This is a genomic window from Agromyces indicus (assembly GCF_031432295.1).
Taxonomy (GTDB): Bacteria; Actinomycetota; Actinomycetes; order Actinomycetales; family Microbacteriaceae; genus Agromyces; species Agromyces indicus.
In genome coordinates, this window is record NZ_JAVKGS010000003.1 from 1 (window position 1) to 17895 (window position 17895).

A 17895-nucleotide genomic window follows, 5' to 3' on the forward strand; every position below is an offset into this window, starting at 1 on the left:
GGGACTTAACCCAACATCTCACGACACGAGCTGACGACAACCATGCACCACCTGTATACGAGTGTCCAAAGAGTTGACCATTTCTGGCCCGTTCTCGTATATGTCAAGCCTTGGTAAGGTTCTTCGCGTTGCATCGAATTAATCCGCATGCTCCGCCGCTTGTGCGGGCCCCCGTCAATTCCTTTGAGTTTTAGCCTTGCGGCCGTACTCCCCAGGCGGGGCGCTTAATGCGTTAGCTACGACACGGAAACCGTGGAAAGGTCCCCACATCTAGCGCCCAACGTTTACGGCGTGGACTACCAGGGTATCTAATCCTGTTCGCTCCCCACGCTTTCGCTCCTCAGCGTCAGTAAGTGCCCAGAGACCTGCCTTCGCCATCGGTGTTCCTCCTGATATCTGCGCATTCCACCGCTACACCAGGAATTCCAGTCTCCCCTACACCACTCAAGTCTGCCCGTACCCACTGCAGGCTAGAGGTTGAGCCTCTAGTTTTCACAGCAGACGCGACAAACCGCCTACGAGCTCTTTACGCCCAATAATTCCGGACAACGCTCGGACCCTACGTATTACCGCGGCTGCTGGCACGTAGTTAGCCGGTCCTTTTTCTGCAGGTACCGTCAAGCCGAAGCCCTTCTTCCCTACTAAAAGCGGTTTACAACCCGAAGGCCGTCATCCCGCACGCGGCGTTGCTGCATCAGGCTTGCGCCCATTGTGCAATATTCCCCACTGCTGCCTCCCGTAGGAGTCTGGGCCGTGTCTCAGTCCCAGTGTGGCCGGTCACCCTCTCAGGCCGGCTACCCGTCGACGCCTTGGTGAGCCATTACCTCACCAACAAGCTGATAGGCCGCGAGTCCATCCCAGACCGAAAAACTTTCCACCAAACCTCATGCGAGGAAAGGTCCTATCCGGTATTAGCTCCGATTTCTCGGGGTTATCCCAGAGTCCAGGGCAGGTTACTCACGTGTTACTCACCCGTTCGCCACTAATCCCCAGGTGCAAGCACCCGGTTCATCGTTCGACTTGCATGTGTTAAGCACGCCGCCAGCGTTCGTCCTGAGCCAGGATCAAACTCTCCAAAAAAAATGGTTCCCAACACCCGAAGGCATCAGGGAGTTCAAATCACTGACAGAGAAACAACTGACTCGAAAATCAAATTGTCCATCAATCAAAGGAAACCCGTCCCCCCACCAAAGCAGGAGAACACGGGGTTCAAAAAATTGGCATTGAACATAGTGCACGCTGTTGAGTTCTCAAGGAACGGACGCACCCGGGTTGCAGCCTCGCGGCCTGCCCCCAGGGCAACCTCTCTACTGTACCACCCCGAGCCGGGCGTTCGGCCCCGTGGATCAGAGATCCCGGGCGTCCGCAGCCGGAGACCGCACGCTCGAGGCGTTCGGTTCACTTGGGAGTGGAGTAGTCATCTTAGGCTTGAAGCAACCGAGTCGCAATATGCGCCTTCGAGGCTGTTTGGCTAAGACTGTCATCTTCGCGGCCGGGAGCTTCTCGCTCTCCGCTCCGCCGTGGCGACAAGAAAGAATCTACGGGCTGCCGCGGGCCTCGGCAAATCGGGCCTGCATCCCGGGCGTGTCGCGCCCGCCGGCCGCTCGCGGCGCCCCGTGACCCGGACCGCGCAGGCCGCGCGATTCCGGGCCACGGGGCCCGGCTCAGCCGAAGTTCGCGGGGTCCGGACCCACCCGACCGGCCCGCTCGAGGCCGGTGATGCGCTGCATCTCGGCGTCGGACAGCTCGAAGTCGAACACGTCGAAGTTCTCCGCCATCCGCTCGCGCCGGTTCGACTTCGGGAAGACGATGAAGCCGCGCTGGAGGTGCCAGCGGATGACGACCTGGGCCGGGCTCTTGCCGTGCGCGGCCGCGGCATCCGTCACCTCGCCCATCTCGAGCAGCGGGTACTTGCCCTGCCCCAGCGGACCCCACGACTCGATGGCGATGCCGTTGTCGGCGGCGAAGGCCGTCGTCTCGGGCTGCTGGTGCGCGGGGTGCAGCTCGATCTGGTCGACGGCCGGCACGACGCCGGTCTCGTCGATGAGCCGCTGCAGGTGCGGTGCGAGGAAGTTCGAGACACCGATCGAGCGAGCCCGCCCCGACTCGCGGATCTGCTCGAGCGCCTTCCAGCTCTCGACGTACCGGTCCTTCGAGGGGACCGGCCAGTGGATCAGGTACAGGTCGACGTAGTCGAGCCCGAGCCGCTCGAGGCTCGCGTCGAACGCGTCGAGCGCCGACCGGTGGCCCTGGTCCGAGTTCCAGAGCTTCGTCGTGACGTACAGCTCCTCGCGCGGGATGCCCGATGCGGCGAGCGCGCGTCCCACGCCCTCCTCGTTCTCGTAGATGCGGGCCGTGTCGATGTGGCGGTAGCCCACCTCGAGCGCGTCGGCGACGATGCGCTCCGTCTCGGGCGGATCCACGAGGAACACGCCGAACCCGAGCTGCGGGATCTCGTGGCCGTCGTTCAGGCGGACTCGGGGCACTGAGGTCGATGTCTGCGTCATGTCGTCATGCAACACCCCGAGGCTGGAAAATCCATCCCCTGTTCGCCCGTCGCGAAGCGGATGCCGCGTGCACGGGCTCCCGCCCTCCCGCGCGTCATCCGCCCATACGATGGAGGGCTGATGTCCGAGCGCACCCTCCCGCCGATCCCCGTGATCGCCTACCCGGCCGAGCTGCCGGTGAGCGGTCGACGCGACGACATCGCGCGCGCCATCCGCGTCCACCAGGTCGTCATCGTCGCCGGGGCCACGGGCTCGGGCAAGACGACCCAGCTGCCGAAGATCTGCCTCGAGCTCGGTCGCGAATCGATCGCGCACACCCAGCCGCGCCGCATCGCCGCGCGCACGATCGCCGAGCGCGTGGCCGAGGAGCTCGGCACGGAGCTCGGCGGGCTGGTCGGCTACCAGGTGCGCTTCACCGACCGGGTGAGCGAGTCGACGCGCATCAAGGTCATGACCGACGGCATCCTGCTGAACGAGATCCACCGAGACCGGGAGCTGCGCCGGTACGACACGATCATCATCGACGAGGCGCACGAGCGCAGCCTCAACATCGACTTCCTGCTCGGGTACCTGAAGCGCCTGCTCCCCCGCCGCCCCGACCTGCGCGTGATCATCACGAGCGCGACGATCGACCCCGAGAGCTTCGCGAGGCACTTCGCGGATGACGCGGGCGAGCCGGCGCCGATCATCGAGGTGTCGGGGCGCACCTACCCCGTCGAGATCCGCTACCGGCCGCTCGTGGCGGAGTCCGCGGGCTCCGGCTCGGGCGAGTACGCCGACGACGAGGGCGCCGCCGCCGAGGACCGCGATGTGCAGCAGGGCATCCTCGACGCGCTCGACGAGCTCGAGCGCGAGTCGCCCGGCGACGTGCTCGTGTTCCTCTCGGGCGAGAGCGAGATCCGCGACGCCGAGGCGGCCGTCCGGGCGCACTACACGACCGGTCGCGGTGCGCGTCGCGGCGGAGAGACCGAGGTGCTCCCCCTCTACGGCCGGCTGTCGTCGGCCGACCAGCACCGCGTGTTCGAGCCCTCGAAGGTCGCGGGGCTCCGGCGGCGCATCGTGCTCGCGACGAACGTCGCGGAGACCAGCCTCACGGTCCCCGGCATCCGCTACGTCGTCGACGCGGGCACCGCGCGCATCAGCCGCTACTCCGCGCGGTCGAAGGTGCAGCGGCTCCCGATCGAGCCGATCTCGCAGGCGTCCGCGAACCAGCGCTCGGGCCGGTCGGGGCGGACGAGCGAGGGCATCGCGATCCGGCTCTACTCCGAGGAGGACTACGGCAAGCGGCCGGAGTTCACCGACCCGGAGGTGCTGCGCACGAACCTCGCGGCGGTCATCCTGCAGATGGCGTCGCTCGGGCTCGGCGCCGTCGAGGAGTTCCCGTTCCTGACGCCGCCGGACGCCCGTGGCATCCGCGACGGCGTCGAACTGCTGCGCGAGCTCGGCGCGATCGACGACGCGGATGCCGCGACCGGGCCGCAACTCACCCGGATCGGGCGCCAGCTCGCCCGCCTGCCCATCGAGCCGCGGTTCGCGCGCATGGTGCTGGAGTCCAAGGCCCAGGGCGTGAGCCGCGAGGTGCTCGCGATCGTCGCGGGTCTGACGATCCAGGATCCGCGCGAGCGACCGCTCGAGCGCCGCGAGCAGGCCGACGCGATGCACGCCCGGTTCGTCGACCCGACGAGCGACTTCCTGACGCTGCTGAACCTCTGGAACCACCTCGAGGAGCAGCAGCGCGAGCTGTCCGGCAACGCGTTCCGGCGCATGTGCCGCACCGAGTTCCTGAACTACCTGCGCGTGCGCGAGTGGCAGGACCTCTATCGGCAGCTCGTGCGCCTCGCGAAGCCGCTCGGGCTGCACGTCGCCAAGGAGGCGGGCGCACCGAACCCCGACGGCATCCACCGGGCGCTGCTCGCGGGGCTGCTCTCGCAGGTCGGCATCCGCGACGACAGCCGCACGTCGAGCGGGCGCGGCGGCGCAGGCGGCCAGCGCGAGGCCGAGCGTCGCGGACGACGCCAGCAGGCCGAGTTCGCCGGCGCCCGGAACGCCCGCTTCGTGGTGTTCCCCGGCTCGGCGCTCGCGAAGAAGCCGCCGGCCGCGCTCATGGCCGCCGAGCTCGTGGAGACCAGCCGGCTGTTCGCGCGCACGGCCGCCGCGATCGACCCGGCGTGGGCCGAGCAGCTCGCCGGCCCGCTCGCGAAGCGCTCGTACTCGGAGCCGCGCTGGGAGCGGCGGCAGGGCTCGGCGGTCGCCGACGAGAAGGTGACGCTGTTCGGCGTCGTGATCGTGCCGAAGCGGCGCGTGCAGCTCGCGCGTATCGACGCGGCGCTCGCGCGCGAGCTGTTCATCCGGCACGCCCTCGTCGAGGAGGACTGGGACTGGAACCGGCTCGACCAGCGCGTGTACGCCTTCATCCGGAAGAACCGGCAGCTGCGGCGCGAGCTCGGCGAGCTCGAGGAGCGCACGCGCCGTCGCGACGTGCTCGGCGGCGATGAGGCGGTCGTCGCGTTCTACGAGCAGCGACTGCCGGCGGATGCCACGGACGTGCGCGCGTTCGAACGCTGGTGGCGCGCCGAGCACCGCCGCTCCCCCGACCTGCTCACCATGTCCACGGCCGACCTCGTCGGCGAGGAAGAGCTGTCGACCGACGGCGGGTTCCCCGACCGCTGGCGCCAGGGCGACCAGACGCTCACGCTCCGCTACCGCTTCGAGCCGGGTGCCGAGGACGACGGCGTGAGCGTGCTCGTGCCGCTCGTGCTGCTGCCGCGCCTGGAGCCGACCGGTTTCGACTGGCAGGTGCCGGGCCTGCGCGACGAACTCATCACCGCCATGCTCCGCACGCTGCCCAAGGTGCTGCGCCGCCAGGTCGTACCCGCCGCCGAATGGGCGGCGAAGATCTCCGCCGAGCTGCCCGCCGGTCCCGAGTCGGGCGAGCTGCGGCCGCCGTTCGCCGAGCAGGTCGCGGGCGTCATCAAGCGCCTGACCTACGCGCCCGTCACCGCCGAGGACTTCGACCTGGACCGGCTGCCGCCGCACCTGCGCGTGACGTTCCGCGCGGTCGACGAGCGCGGGCGAACGGTCGGCGACGACAAGGACCTCGGGGCGCTCCAGCGCCGCCTGGCCGACCGGGCGAGCCGCGCGGTGGCGTCGACGTTCGCCGACGGCGGGCGCGGCACCCGACGCGGCCGCGGCGCCGGCGACGGTCGAGCGGATGCCGCAGGCGCGACCTCCGGCCCCGGTGGGCCCGACCGCGCCGCGAGCCGGCCCGGCGCGGGCGGGCGGGCGCCCGCCGCTCCCGCCTTCGCCGAGCAGGCCGGCGTCACCTCGTGGGCATGGGAGTCCATCCCCGAGCACGTGGACAGCCGCCAGGCGGGCAACGTGGTCCGCGCGTACCCGGCCCTCGTCGACGAGGGCGCGTCGGTGGCGCTGCGGCTCGTGCCGACCGCCGAGGAACGCGACCGGGCCTCGCGCCGCGGCATCCGTCGGCTGCTCGTGCTCGCGACCCCGTCGCCCGTCGCCTACGTGCAGGAGCACCTGTCGAACCAGGAGAAGCTCGCCCTCGCGTCGAGCGCGTACGCCGGACCGCGGGCACTGCTCGACGACTGCCTCGCCGCCGTCGTCGACGCGGAGCTGCGCGCCCGCCACCCGGACGGGCTCGTGCGCACGCGGGCGGAGTTCGAGGCGGTCCGCGATGCCGTGTCGGCGAACGTGATGGACCGCATGTTCGAGACGGTGTCGCTCGTCTCGAGGATCCTCGTCGCGGCGCGCGAGGCCGACCGGGCGATCTCGAAGGCGTCGAGCCTGCAGCTCATGTCGGCGCTCGCCGACGCGCGGTCGCAGCTCGAGGCGCTCGTGCCATCCGGATTCGTGTCGGCGACGGGCCTCGAGCGGCTGCGGCACCTGCCGCGCTACCTCGAGGCGATCACGCTGCGCGTGCAGCGCATGCAGGACAACCCGGGCCGCGACCGGCAGTGGCTCACCGAGTTCGATCAGGCGAGATCGGCCTACGCGAAGGCGGGCGGCACGATCCCCATCGACCCGGAGGCCGATCCGCGACTGGTGCGCGTGCGCTGGATGCTCGAGGAGCTGCGCGTCGGCCTCTTCGCGCAGGAGCTGCGCACCGCCGAGACGGTGTCGGTCAAGCGCATCGTCAAGGCGCTGGCGGAATGATCGCGGCGAGCCGCGCCGCGTAGCCCGGTTCGAGCTCGGCGAAGCGGGCGTCCCAGCGGTCGCGATCCCGGGGCGCGCCCGGGTCGGCGAGGTGCCACGCGAGGCTCTCGAGGTAGGTGTGCCATCCGGGACCGTAGTCGGGGCGCGTCGCGCGCTCGTGGCGGAGCCGCAGCCGGGTGCGCCCGCCCTCGACCGGCTCGAGGCGCACGGTGACCAGTGACGCGGGCTCCCCGACGACGGTCCACGTGGTGGTGAAGCCGTGGGGCCGCTCGCACGCCGTGACCTCGCCGTCGCAGTACAGCTCGCCCTCGCGCGTGAACGCCTGCCAGCGCCCGCCGAGCCGGAACTCGCCCCGGTAGTCCGCCATCCAGCCCCCGAGCCGCTCGGGCGTGGTGATCGCCTTCCAGAGGTCGTCGGCGACCGTGTCGTAGACCTCGTCGAAGCGCAGCTCGAAGCCCGGGTCGTCGGGCAGGATCTCGCCGGTGACGGCCATCATGCGTCCTTCCGTCGGGCACGCCGTCCGCGTGCGACCTCGGTGTGCAGCGCGTCGAGGCGATTCGACCAGAACCGCCGGTACCGGTCGAGCTCCGCGGCGGCGGACTCGACGCCGGCACGCTCGAGCGAGTAGATGCGGCGAGCGCCCTCGGCGCGCACCGCGGCGAACCCCTGCTCGCGCAGGATGCGGAGGTGGCGCGACACGGCCGGCTGCGTGATGCCGAACTCCGCCGCCACGACGTCGACGACCGCCCCCGCGGGCCGCTCCCCCTCGGCCAGCAGGTCGAGGATGCGACGGCGCACCGGGTCGCCGAGGACGTCGAACGCGTGCACGGAGGCCAGCTTATCAGTCTGGGTTTATATAGGGGAAGACTGATCGCCTCGCCGGTGCGTACGAACAGTGTTCGCGTCGATAGGATCGAGCCACCGTGGCCAGCTACTCCGACCTGCTCAAGACCCAGGGCGTCGCGCGCATCATCGCAGCGCAGCTCACCGCACGGTTCCCGTCGGGCATGCTCTCACTGGCGTTCCTGCTGCACGTGGAGCGGCAGACCGGGTCGTACGGCGCCGCCGGACTCGTCCTCGCCGCCACGTCGATCGGCCAGGCGGTCGCCGGGCCGCTCACGAGCCGGCTGATGGGTCGGTTCGGCATGCGACCGGTGCTGATCCTGACGCTCATCGTGTGCGTGGCATCCGTCATCGCCATCGGCGTGCTGCCGCTCACCGTGCCGATGTACATGCTGATCGGCCTGATCTGCGGACTCGCCACGCCACCCGTGCAGCCGGCCGTGCGCACGATCTACCCCAAGATGGTGAACTCGCGCCAGCTCACGCCGCTCTTCTCGCTCGACGCATCGGCGCAGGAGATCATCTGGGTCGTCGGCCCCGTCGTCACCACGTTCGTGTCGACGCAGGTCGGCACCGTCTGGGGCATCCTGCTCGCCGCCGCCCTCATGGTGGTCGGCGGCATCTGGTTCATCGCCTCACCGGAACTCGGCCGGGTGCGCATCCCCCGATCCAAGCGCGCCTTCGGCAAGGTGCTCACCCGCCCTCCCGTCATGCTCGCGACGATCGTCGGCTTCCTCCTGATCGGCGCCTGCGCCGCGATCGAGGCCGGCGTCGTCGCCGCGTTCGGCCACGACGGCGCGGAGGCCGGCATCGTGCTCGCCATCTTCTCCATCGGCAGCCTCGCGGGCGGACTGGGCTTCGGGCACGCGCCGATCAGCCCCTGGTCGACCGCCCGCCGCATGTTCATCGTGTTCTTCGGCACGGTGCTCGCCGCGTTCTCGATGGACTTCTGGTGGCTCGCCGTGACCCTCTTCATCGCCGGCATCGGCATCGCCCCCGCACTGGCGGTGCTGTTCGCGATCGTGTCGGCGAGCGTGAAGTTCTCCGACACCGCCGAGGCGTACGGATGGGTCGGCACCGGCCAGCTCATCGGCGCCGCCCTCGGATCGGCCCTCGCCGGCTTCCTCATCGACGGCTACGACGCGGTCGGCGCCTTCTGGGCGGCCGGCGTGCTGGCCTTCCTCGGCTTCGTCGTCCCCGCGCTCGCGCGCCGCTGGCACCCCGACCTGCGCGGGCGCGATGCGAGCCCGATCCCCGACACCGAACCGGTCTCGATCACCCCGAGCTGACCGGCGGTCACGCCCGGCGAGCTCCCGACGAAAGGCGCACGGATGCCGCATCCGCCCCTCGCCCCGACCATCCAGCTCGCCGACGGGCGGGCCATCCCGCAGGTCGGGTACGGCATGTACAAGGTCCCGGCGGCGGATGCCACGCGGCTCGCGCTCGAGGCCATCCGCATCGGCTACCGGCACCTCGACACCGCCGCCCTCTACGGCAACGAGGCCGAGGCGGGCGCCGCGGTGCGCGAGTGCGGGCTGCCGCGCGACGACCTCTTCGTCACGAGCAAGGTCTGGAACGACGACCACGGCTACGACGAGACCCTGCGGGCGTTCGACGCCTCGATGGATCGCTTCGGGCTCGACCGACTCGACCTGTACCTCATCCACTGGCCGGTGCCGTCGCAGGACCGCTACGTCGACACGTGGCGAGCGCTCGTCAGGCTCCGCGAGGAGGGCCGGGCGACCTCGATCGGCGTCTCCAACTTCCACGCGCACCACCTCGAGCGCCTGATCGACGAGACCGGCGTCACGCCCGTCGTGAACCAGGTGGAGCTGCATCCGTGGCTGCCGCAGCGCGAGCTCCGCGCGGCGCACGAGCGCCTCGGCGTCCGCACCGAGGCGTGGTCGCCGCTCGCGCGCGGTCGCCTGCTCGGCGACCCCGTGCTGGAGCGGATCGCCGCCAAGCACGGTCGATCGGCGGCCCAGGTCGTGCTGGCCTGGCACGTCGCGAACGGCACGATCGTGATCCCCAAGGCGTCCTCGCCGGAGCGCATCGCGGAGAACCTCGACGTGTTCTCGTTCCGGCTCGACGAGGACGACGTCGCGGCGCTCGACGGTCTCGAGTCCGGCGAGCGTACGGGTCGCGATCCGGACGACGACTGATCCATCGAACGATGGACGGCGCCGCACCCGGGTCGCGGTTATGGTGACCGGATGCAGGCGGTCGTCATCGGGAGCGGCTTCGGCGGCCTGGCCGCCGCCATCCGGCTGGCCGCGGCCGGCAACGACGTCGTCGTGCTCGAACAGCGAGACCGCATCGGCGGGCGAGCGTACCTCTACGAGCTCGACGGGTTCCGGTTCGACGGCGGCCCCACGGTGCTCACCGCGCCGTTCATGTTCGAGGAGCTGTTCGCCCTCGCCGGCGAGCGCCTCGACGACCACGTGCGGCTCGTGCCGCTCGACCCCTTCTACCGTGCCTTCGACGCCGACGGCTCGCGCTTCGACTTCCACGCCGACGCCGCCCGGATGCGCGAGGAGGTGGCACGGCGGAGCCCTGCGGACGAGCGGGGATACGAGCGCCTCAGCCGCCGGATCTCCCGGATCTTCGACGCGTTCTACCCGTACACCGAGCGGCCCATGATGCAGGTGCACGTGATGCTGCGGATGCTGCCGTTCCTGCTCCGCCATCGTGCCGCGCTCGGGGTGCAGCGCCTCGTCGACGGCTGCATCCGCGACCCGTTCCTCCGGCGCGCGCTGGCGTTCCACCCGCTGCTCATCGGCGGCCACCCCGCCCGCACGCCCGCCCTCTACTCGCTCATCGTCGAGTTCGAGCGCCGCTGGGGCGTGCACTACGCGGTCGGCGGCACCGCGGCGATCGTCGACGCCCTCGGCGCCCTGCTGGAACGGCTCGGCGGGCGCATCAGGTGCGGGGTCGAGGTGGAGGCGATCCTCGTGCAGGACGGCCGGATCACCGGGATCCGGCTCGAGGACGGCAGCGAGCTTCCCGCGGACGTCGTCGTATCGAACGCCGATCCGGGATACACCTACGACCGGCTCCTGGGTGCCGCGCACGGCTCGACCGGCGGTCCGCTCCGCTCGACGAAGCCGAGCATGTCGCTGCACGTCCTCTACTTCGGCGCCGACCGCACGTGGCCGGACACGCCGCTCGCGCACCACAACCTCCTGCTCTCCGGCGACTCGCGGCGGGTGCTGGGCCGCGTGTTCGGCCGCCCGCGGAGCTCGCGGACGCCGCGCCCCGAACCCGTGAGCGCCGACGACCTGTTCCTCTACGTCCACCTGCCCACGCGCACGGACCCGTCGATGGCGCCCGAGGGGTGCGAGGCGATGTACGTGCTCGTGGCCGCCCCGCCGCTCGACGACGGCGAAACGGTCCCGGAGGCCTCGGCGCGCCGCATCCGCGACCTCGTCGTCGACCTGCTCGACCGGCGGTACCTCCCCGGCCTCGCCACCCACCTGCGGGTCGAGCACGCGATCGGCCCCGAGCACTTCCGCGACGTGCTCAACACGCCCCGGGGCGCCGCGTTCTCGCTGCAGCCCACGCTGTTCCAGTCCGGGTGGTTCCGCCCGCACAACCGGTCGCCGCGGGTCGACGGCCTCTACCTGGTCGGCGCCGGCACGCACCCCGGCGCGGGCATTCCCGCCGTGCTCGCCTCGGGCAAGATCGCCGCCGACCTCATCGCCCGTCGGAGACCCGGCCGACGACCGGCGTCGAGACGGCCGGGGCCCGCCATTGACGCGGTGTCGCGATGAGCGCCGACTACGCCGTCCACGGCTTCGGCGAGAGCCCCGAGGTCACGCTCGACGACGTGCCCGTGCGCGGCGAGCTGCCGCGCTGGCTCACCGGCTCACTGCTGCGCAACGGTCCGGGAACGTTCCGGGTCGGCACCCAGCGGTACCGCCACTGGTTCGACGGCCTCGCGATGCTCCACCGGTTCACGATCGACGACGGCCGCGTCTCGTATGCCAACCGGTTCCTCGAGACCGAGTCCTACCGCGCCGCACGCGACGAGGGGCGCATCGCCTACCCCGAGTTCGCGACCGACCCCTGCCGCTCGCTGTTCGCGCGCGCGATGGCGGTGTTCGACCCGCAGGTCACCGACAGCGCCAAGGTCAACATCGCGCGCGTCGCGGAGCACTACCTCGCGCTCGCCGAGACCCCCATCCAGGTCGAGTTCGATCCCCAGACGCTCCGCACGGTCGGCGTCACCGGCTGGGACACGTCGACGTTCGGACGGATGACCACGGTCCATCCGCATCTCGACGAGGCCCGTCACGAGGCGATCAACCTCGTCACCCGCTACAACGCCGTGAGCAACTACGTCTTCCGGCGGGTCGACACGCGCGATCCCGGCCTGCTGCAGGGCGAGACGATCGCGTCGAGGCCGGTCCGCGAGCCGTCCTACATCCACTCGTTCGGCATGTCGGCCCGCCACCTGCTGCTGGTCGAGTTCCCGCTCGTGGTCAACCCGCTCGCGCTCCTGCTGTGGCTCCGGCCGTACATCGAGAACTTCCGCTGGAAGCCCGAACGCGGCACGCGGATCCACGTGTTCGATCGCGAGAGCGGCGCGCACGTCCGGTCGATGACGGCCGACCCGTTCTTCGCGTTCCATCACGTGAACGCCTACGACGACGAGGACGGATCGGTCGTCGTGGATCTCGTCGCATACGACGACGCCTCGGTGATCGAGTCCTTCTACCTCCATCGCCTGGCCGAGCCCGACGTCCGGATCCCCCCGGGGACGCTGCGCCGGCTGCGCGTCCCGCTGGACGGTCCGGACGTGCGGCTGCACGCCGAGGAGCGGTCCCCGATCGGGATCGAGCTGCCGAACGTCGACTACGCCCGGTTCAACACGAGCCCCGAGCTGCGCTACGTGTACGGCGTCGGGGTCCGCGGGGAGCGCGGCTTCTACGACCGGCTCGTGAAAGTCGACCTCGCGGGCGGCGAGACGGCGACGTGGCACGAGGCGGACTGCTACCCGGGCGAAGGGGTCTTCGTGGGGCGTCCGGGCCGGCACGCCCAGGACGACGGGGTGGTCCTCTCGGTGGTGCTCGACGCCGCGGTCGGCACGTCCTTCCTGCTCGTCCTCGACGCCGCGTCGTTCACCGAGCTCGCGCGCGCCGAGCTGCCGCATCCGGTGCTCCTCGGCTACCACGGCCAGTTCTACGGCGACCGCCCCTCGGCCTGAGCGGATGCCGCGGCCAAGCGCAACCCGATCGTGACCTGACTCGCAGCCCGCCCCCAGACCCCGAGCCGCCCGCCGGGAGTACCGTGACCGCATGATGCGACGACGCGCGCTCCTCGCGGCCTCCGCCGCGCTCACGGTCCTCCTGCTCGGCGGCTGCGGCATCGGCACGTCCGGGAGCGACGCGGGGGACGACTCCGGCGGGGTGTCCCAGCCGGACGTCGGCGTGGAGGCGCCCACCGAGGGCGGCGAGGGCGTCGCACCGCGCGACGAGGAGCAGTTCGGCGAGGATCGACAGGTCGACCAGGACGACGACCGCAGCGTCATCACGACCGGGTGGCTCGCCCTGACGGTCGACGACCCCGTCGAATCGGCGGCGGAGGTGGCGGACCTCGCCGACCGGGCGGGCGGACGCGTCGAGAGCCGCAGCGAGAGTCCCGGGACGGACACGCAGCGCGCCCGTGCGACGCTCGTCCTGCGGATCCCCTCCGACGACCTCGACGCCGTGCTCGCCGACCTCCGCGAGCTCGGCGACGTCTCCTCCGTCCAGCTCGACGCGACCGACGTGACGCAGGAGCGCCAGGACCTCGACGCCCGGATCGAGGCCCTGCAGGCCTCGGTCGACCGCCTGCTCGCGCTCCTCGCCGAGGCGGACGACACGGCCGACCTCATCGCCATCGAGTCGGAGCTCACGACCCGGCAGGCGGAGCTCGACAGCCTGACGACGCGTCGCGACCGCCTCGCCGACCAGGTGGACTACTCGACGCTCACGGTCGAGCTGCTCTCGGAGGGCGTGGCCCCCGAGGCGGGCCCGGACGACTTCTGGTCCGGCGTGGCCGCCGGATGGGAGGCCCTCGTGCGGTTCGCCTCGGGCCTGCTCGTCGTGGCCGGCGTCCTGCTGCCCTGGCTCGGCGCAGCGCTCGTGGTCGCCGCGGTCATGACGGGCATCGTGCTGCTCGCCATCCGGGCTCGGCGCCGGAGCCACCCGCAGGCACCGCCGGCCGCGCCGACCGCACCCGGGGACCCCGGCGACGCCGGGCCGGGCGGGGGCGACCGCGCGTAGGCTGGCGCCGTGCCGACGACCACTCCGCCTCCGACGCCCGCGCAGGTCCTCGACGACCACCTCCTCGAGGGGTTCCGCGAACGCGCGGCCGGCTACGACCGCGACAACGCGTTCTTCGCCGACGACCTCGCCGAGCTGCGCGAGGCCGGCTACCTCGGTGCGGTGGTGCCGAGCGGCCTCGGCGGGCTCGGCTGGGACCTGCCGACCCTCGTGGCCGCGCAGCGGCGCCTCGCCTCGGCCGCGCCCGCGACCGCGCTGGGGGTGAACATGCACCTCGTCTGGACGAGTGTCGCCCGCGTCCTGCACGATCGCGACGACGACTCGCTCGACTTCCTGCTGCGCGACGCGGCCGCGGGCGAGGTGTTCGCGTTCGGCATCTCGGAGGCCGGGAACGACCTCATGCTGTTCGGCTCGGACACGGTCGCGGACCCGCAGCGCGACGGCACGGTCCGCTACACCGGTCGCAAGATCTTCACCTCGCTCTCCCCCGCATGGACCCGCCTCGGCGTGCACGGCCTCGACACCGCGTCGGATGACGCGCCCAAGCTGGTGTACGGGTTCATCGACCGCGACGACCCCGACGTGCGCACGCTCGACGACTGGGACACCATCGGCATGCGCGCCACCCAGAGCCGCACGACCGTGCTCGACGGCGCGGTGGTGGCGCGGGATCGGATCGTGCGGCGCCTCGACCCGGGTCCGACCGATGACCCCTTCGTGTACGCGATCTTCGCGTGCTTCGAGCTGCTCATCTCGTCGGTGTACACGGGGCTCGCCGACCGGGCGCTCGAGCTCGCCGTCGCCGCCGCGTCGACGCGCGTCTCGAAGCGGACCGGCGTACCGCGGTCGGAGGATCCGGACGTGCGCCGCCGCATCGCCGAGGCCGGGTCGCTGCTCGAGGCGATCGGACCCCAGCTGGACGCCCTCGCCCGCGATGTCGCGGACGGCATCGATCACGGCGCGTTCCGGTTCGCCAGGCCGTCGGGCCTGAAGATGCGCGCGGTCGCCGCCGCCCGCGGGGTCGTGGAGGCCGCGGTGCGCGTCTCCGGCGGGCGCACGTTCTTCGCGGGCGACGAGCTGGGCCGACTCCAGCGCGACGTGCTCGCGGGCGCCTTCCACCCGTCGAGCGACGACGGCGCGCTCGGAGCCATCGCCACGGCGCTGCTCGGCCCGGTGCGGGACTGAGGACCCGCGGCGCGACGACGCCGTCGATAGACTGGCGCCGCGGCACCGGCCGCATACCCGAGGAGGTACCCGTGAGTGCGTTCCCCTACATCATCTCCATGGCGATCTTCGTCTTCGGCATGTGGCTCATGAGCATCGCCGACCAGGTCGCCGGGTTCGAGGCCCTCGTCTTCTTCGGCGGCATCCTCTGCGTCGCCGCGGCCATGGCCGTGCCGATCCAGCTCCTCGGCCACCGCGAGAGCGGGGTCTGATGGCGCTGCCCGGCGAGGACACCGTCGTCACCTTCCCCGTCGGGGATCTCACCGCCACGGCCACGGTCCTGCACGTCGCCCCGCACGACGGCGCGCTCGCGGTGTTCACCGACCGCACGAGCATCCACCCCGTCGATCACGCCTGGCCCGACCAGCCGGCGGATGCGGGCGTGCTGCGCGTCGACGGCCGCGAGCTGGCCGTGCACGACGCGGTCGTCGCGGCCACCGACGGCGAGTCGCTGCACATCGGCGATGTCCCGGTCCGCCCCGGCACCGACGGCTGGTCGTTCCTGGTCGCGCACCTCGTCGACGCCGACGCGCCGGTGACCGAGGGCGCCGAGGTCCAGTTCGAAGCGGATGCCGCGCTCCGCCGCTCCCTCTCGCGCGGCCACACGGCCTGCCACGCGGCCTCGCTCGCGCTGAACCGGGCCCTCGCCGACCGGTGGTCCAAGTCCGCTCGCGAGGACGCCCTCGGCGCGCCGGACTTCGACGGCATCGCGATCGCGACCTCGCGGATCGAGCCGGACGGGTCGGTCGACCGGTACCGGTTGAACAAGTCGCTGCGCCGCGCCGGCTTCGACGCGACCGGGCTCGCCGAGCACCTCGACCAGCTCGCGGCATCCGTCGACGCCACGTTGGCCGACTGGGTCGCCGCCGACGCGCGCGTCCGCATCGAGCGCGTGGGCGAGCACCTCACCGACCGGCGCACGTGGATCTGCGAGCTGCCCGGCGCGTCGGCGCGCATCCCGTGCGGCGGCACGCACGCGGACTCCCTGGGCGAGCTCGGCGGCATCCGCGTGGCGTTCGACCTCGGCGAGGACGGCGGCACCCCGGTGCTGACGATGACCACCCGGGTCGACGCGGGCTCGGCCGCATCCTGAGGGGATCCGCGGCGCCTGCACGGCCCTGAGCGTTCCTCAGCCTCGACGTCGGCTGTCGGCGTTAGCATGTCCGACGTGGGTATTCGCATCGAGAAGGTCGATCTTCCCGGGATCGGCTTCCGCCACGACCTCGTCACCGAGGGCGGGCGGCGCATCAGCGTGGTGTCGCACCGGGATGGCGAGCGCGACCTCGGCGTCTTCGACGAGGACGACCTCGACGCGTGCCGCGACACCATCCCCCTGAACGACGACGAGGCGGCCGCGCTCGCCGACGTGCTCGGCACGTCGGTCATGATGTCGCGCCTCACCAGCCTGTCGGATGAGACGGCCGGCCTGTTCACCGAGCAGATCGCGCTGCCCACCGACTCGCCCTTCCTCAACCATCCCCTCGGCGACACGAAGGCGCGCACGCGCACGCACTCGTCGATCGTCGCGATCGTGCGCGACGGGCAGCTCATCCCGTCGCCCACGCCCGCGGAGTTGCTCCGCGCCGGCGACGTGATCGTGGCGGTCGGCACACGGCGAGGGCTCGACGGAGTCGCCCGGCTGCTCGCACACGGTCCCGACTGACGCGGGGCCCGGGATGCACGAGACCACGCTGCTCCTCATCGAAGTCGGCGCGCTGCTCCTCGGCATGAGCCTCCTCGGGCGCCTCTCCCTCCGCCTCGGCATCTCGCCCATCCCGTTCTACCTCCTGCTCGGCCTCGCCTTCGGCAACGGCGGCCTCCTGCCGCTCGACGCGAGCGAGGAGTTCTTCGCCACCGGCGCGGAGATCGGCGTGATCCTGCTGCTCGCACTGCTGGGGCTGGAGTACACGGCGCAGGAGCTCGTCACCGGACTGAAGTCGTCCCGCACCGCCGGAATCATCGACGCCGTGCTCAACGCGCTGCCGGGCGCCGCCATGGCCCTCCTGCTCGGCTGGGGTCCGATCGCGGCGGTGGCGCTCGCCGGCGTGACGTGGATCTCCTCGTCCGGCGTCATCGCGAAGCTCATGCGCGACCTCGGGCGCCTGTCCAACCGCGAGACGCCGTCGGTGCTCGCGATCCTCGTACTCGAGGACCTGGCGATGGCGTTCTACCTGCCGGTCCTGTCCGCGCTCGTGATCGGCGTCAGCCTGATGCAGGGCGCCGTCGCGGTGGCCATCGCGGTCGCCGTCGTCCTCGTGATCCTGTTCGTGGCGCTGCGCCACGGCCACATCGTCTCGCGCCTGTTCCCCGCGGAGCACTCCGAGCCGCTGCTCCTCGGCGTGCTCGGTCTCGTGATGCTCGTCGCCGGCTTCGCGCAGGAGGTCAACGTCTCGGCGGCCGTCGGGGCGTTCCTCGTCGGCATCGCGCTCTCGGGCCGCGTCGCCGCGAACGCGAGCGCCGTCCTCACGCCGCTGCGCGACCTGTTCGCGGCCATGTTCTTCGTCTTCTTCGGCCTCACGACCGACTCCGCGGCGATCATCTCGATGATCCCCGCGGCGGCCGCGCTCGCGGTCGTGACCATCATGACGAAGCTCGTCTCCGGCGCGTACGCGGCGCGGCGCGCCGGCGTGGGCACGCTCGGCCAGTGGCGTGCCGGCCTCGTGCTCGCGCCGCGGGGCGAGTTCTCCATCGTGATCGCCGGCCTGGCGGTGGGCGCCGGGATCGAGCCGGCGCTCGCACCGCTCGCGACGGCGTACGTGCTCATCACGATCGTCGGCGGCACGTTCCTCGCGCGACTGCCGGATGCCACCTGGTTCCGCGCCGCCGTCCGGCGCCGGTCGTCGACGGCGAGCGCCGTCGCCCGGCCCTGAGCCCGGGCGACGACC

Annotated in this window: 14 protein-coding genes and 1 rRNA gene; 11 read left to right on the forward strand and 4 right to left on the reverse strand. The window is 71.5% G+C overall.

The window, feature by feature from the left end; translation table 11 throughout:
- Together RH861_RS09730 and RH861_RS09735 are read right to left on the reverse strand one after the other, a co-directional pair.
- A 16S ribosomal RNA gene (locus RH861_RS09730) occupies positions 1 to 1080 on the reverse strand; the annotation flags it as partial.
- 584 nt (positions 1081 to 1664) lie between these two features.
- On the reverse strand, positions 1665 to 2507 hold the full coding sequence (locus RH861_RS09735; RefSeq protein WP_310520828.1) for an aldo/keto reductase: 843 nt from the start codon (positions 2505 to 2507) through the stop codon (positions 1665 to 1667).
- A gap of 120 nt (positions 2508 to 2627) precedes the next feature.
- Here RH861_RS09735 and hrpA point away from each other — a divergent pair, with 120 nt between their 5' ends.
- Positions 2628 to 6677 carry an ATP-dependent RNA helicase HrpA gene (hrpA, locus tag RH861_RS09740; RefSeq protein ID WP_310520829.1) on the forward strand — a complete coding sequence of 1350 codons (4050 nt, stop codon included), beginning with the start codon at positions 2628 to 2630 and terminating at the stop codon, positions 6675 to 6677.
- Here the strand turns inward: hrpA and RH861_RS09745 are convergent.
- Both RH861_RS09745 and RH861_RS09750 read right to left on the reverse strand, forming a co-directional pair.
- Positions 6658 to 7173: an SRPBCC domain-containing protein gene (locus RH861_RS09745; protein WP_310520830.1), complete on the reverse strand. Its 516-nt coding sequence runs from the start codon at positions 7171 to 7173 to the stop codon at positions 6658 to 6660. The two genes, hrpA and RH861_RS09745, sit on opposite strands and share 20 nt — an antisense overlap.
- On the reverse strand, positions 7170 to 7505 hold the full coding sequence (locus RH861_RS09750) for an ArsR/SmtB family transcription factor (RefSeq protein WP_310520831.1): 336 nt from the start codon (positions 7503 to 7505) through the stop codon (positions 7170 to 7172). The genes RH861_RS09745 and RH861_RS09750 overlap by 4 nt, the downstream gene beginning before the upstream one ends.
- A 95-nt stretch (positions 7506 to 7600) precedes the next feature.
- On the opposite strand from RH861_RS09750, the gene RH861_RS09755 reads away from it, so the two are divergent.
- The 10 genes from RH861_RS09755 (at position 7601) to RH861_RS09800 (ending at position 17880) form a co-directional block, all read left to right on the forward strand.
- Positions 7601 to 8809, forward strand: coding sequence for an MFS transporter (locus tag RH861_RS09755; RefSeq protein ID WP_310520832.1), 1209 nt, complete (start codon positions 7601 to 7603; stop codon positions 8807 to 8809).
- A 42-nt stretch (positions 8810 to 8851) separates the two neighbouring features.
- Positions 8852 to 9682: an aldo/keto reductase gene (locus RH861_RS09760; RefSeq protein ID WP_310520833.1), complete on the forward strand. Its 831-nt coding sequence runs from the start codon at positions 8852 to 8854 to the stop codon at positions 9680 to 9682.
- A 51-nt stretch (positions 9683 to 9733) separates the two neighbouring features.
- The gene (gene crtI, locus RH861_RS09765; RefSeq protein WP_310520834.1) at positions 9734 to 11290 is read left to right on the forward strand and encodes a phytoene desaturase family protein; all 1557 of its coding nucleotides are present in this window, start codon (positions 9734 to 9736) and stop codon (positions 11288 to 11290) included.
- Positions 11287 to 12726, forward strand: coding sequence for a carotenoid oxygenase family protein (locus RH861_RS09770; protein WP_310520835.1), 1440 nt, complete (start codon positions 11287 to 11289; stop codon positions 12724 to 12726). The genes crtI and RH861_RS09770 overlap by 4 nt, the downstream gene beginning before the upstream one ends.
- A gap of 91 nt (positions 12727 to 12817) precedes the next feature.
- Entirely contained in the window at positions 12818 to 13786 is a 969-nt protein-coding gene (locus tag RH861_RS09775) for a DUF4349 domain-containing protein (protein ID WP_310520836.1), read from the forward strand.
- Positions 13787 to 13795: 9 nt separating this feature from the next.
- Positions 13796 to 14971 carry an acyl-CoA dehydrogenase family protein gene (locus RH861_RS09780; RefSeq protein WP_310520837.1) on the forward strand — a complete coding sequence of 392 codons (1176 nt, stop codon included), beginning with the start codon at positions 13796 to 13798 and terminating at the stop codon, positions 14969 to 14971.
- Between the two features lie 71 nt (positions 14972 to 15042).
- Positions 15043 to 15222 carry a hypothetical protein gene (locus RH861_RS09785; protein WP_067945838.1) on the forward strand — a complete coding sequence of 60 codons (180 nt, stop codon included), beginning with the start codon at positions 15043 to 15045 and terminating at the stop codon, positions 15220 to 15222.
- Entirely contained in the window at positions 15222 to 16103 is an 882-nt protein-coding gene (locus RH861_RS09790; protein WP_310520838.1) for an alanyl-tRNA editing protein, read from the forward strand. Before RH861_RS09785 ends, RH861_RS09790 begins: the two co-directional genes overlap by 1 nt.
- 75 nt (positions 16104 to 16178) lie before the next feature.
- Complete coding sequence (locus RH861_RS09795; protein ID WP_310520839.1) at positions 16179 to 16673, forward strand: cation:proton antiporter regulatory subunit; 495 nt, start codon at positions 16179 to 16181, stop codon at positions 16671 to 16673.
- A 13-nt stretch (positions 16674 to 16686) separates the two neighbouring features.
- Entirely contained in the window at positions 16687 to 17880 is a 1194-nt protein-coding gene (locus RH861_RS09800) for a cation:proton antiporter (RefSeq protein ID WP_310520840.1), read from the forward strand.
- The last annotated feature ends 15 nt before the right edge of the window (positions 17881 to 17895 follow it).

Coding starts and splice junctions, on each gene's coding strand:
- RH861_RS09735 (WP_310520828.1), bottom strand. CDS start 2,507: ATGACGCAGACATCGACCTCAGTGCCCCGAGTCCGCCTGAACGACGGC.
- crtI (WP_310520834.1), top strand. CDS start 9,734: ATGCAGGCGGTCGTCATCGGGAGCGGCTTCGGCGGCCTGGCCGCCGCC.
- RH861_RS09770 (WP_310520835.1), top strand. CDS start 11,287: ATGAGCGCCGACTACGCCGTCCACGGCTTCGGCGAGAGCCCCGAGGTC.
- RH861_RS09790 (WP_310520838.1), top strand. CDS start 15,222: ATGGCGCTGCCCGGCGAGGACACCGTCGTCACCTTCCCCGTCGGGGAT.
- RH861_RS09760 (WP_310520833.1), top strand. CDS start 8,852: ATGCCGCATCCGCCCCTCGCCCCGACCATCCAGCTCGCCGACGGGCGG.
- hrpA (WP_310520829.1), top strand. CDS start 2,628: ATGTCCGAGCGCACCCTCCCGCCGATCCCCGTGATCGCCTACCCGGCC.
- RH861_RS09775 (WP_310520836.1), top strand. CDS start 12,818: ATGATGCGACGACGCGCGCTCCTCGCGGCCTCCGCCGCGCTCACGGTC.
- RH861_RS09800 (WP_310520840.1), top strand. CDS start 16,687: ATGCACGAGACCACGCTGCTCCTCATCGAAGTCGGCGCGCTGCTCCTC.
- RH861_RS09745 (WP_310520830.1), bottom strand. CDS start 7,173: ATGATGGCCGTCACCGGCGAGATCCTGCCCGACGACCCGGGCTTCGAG.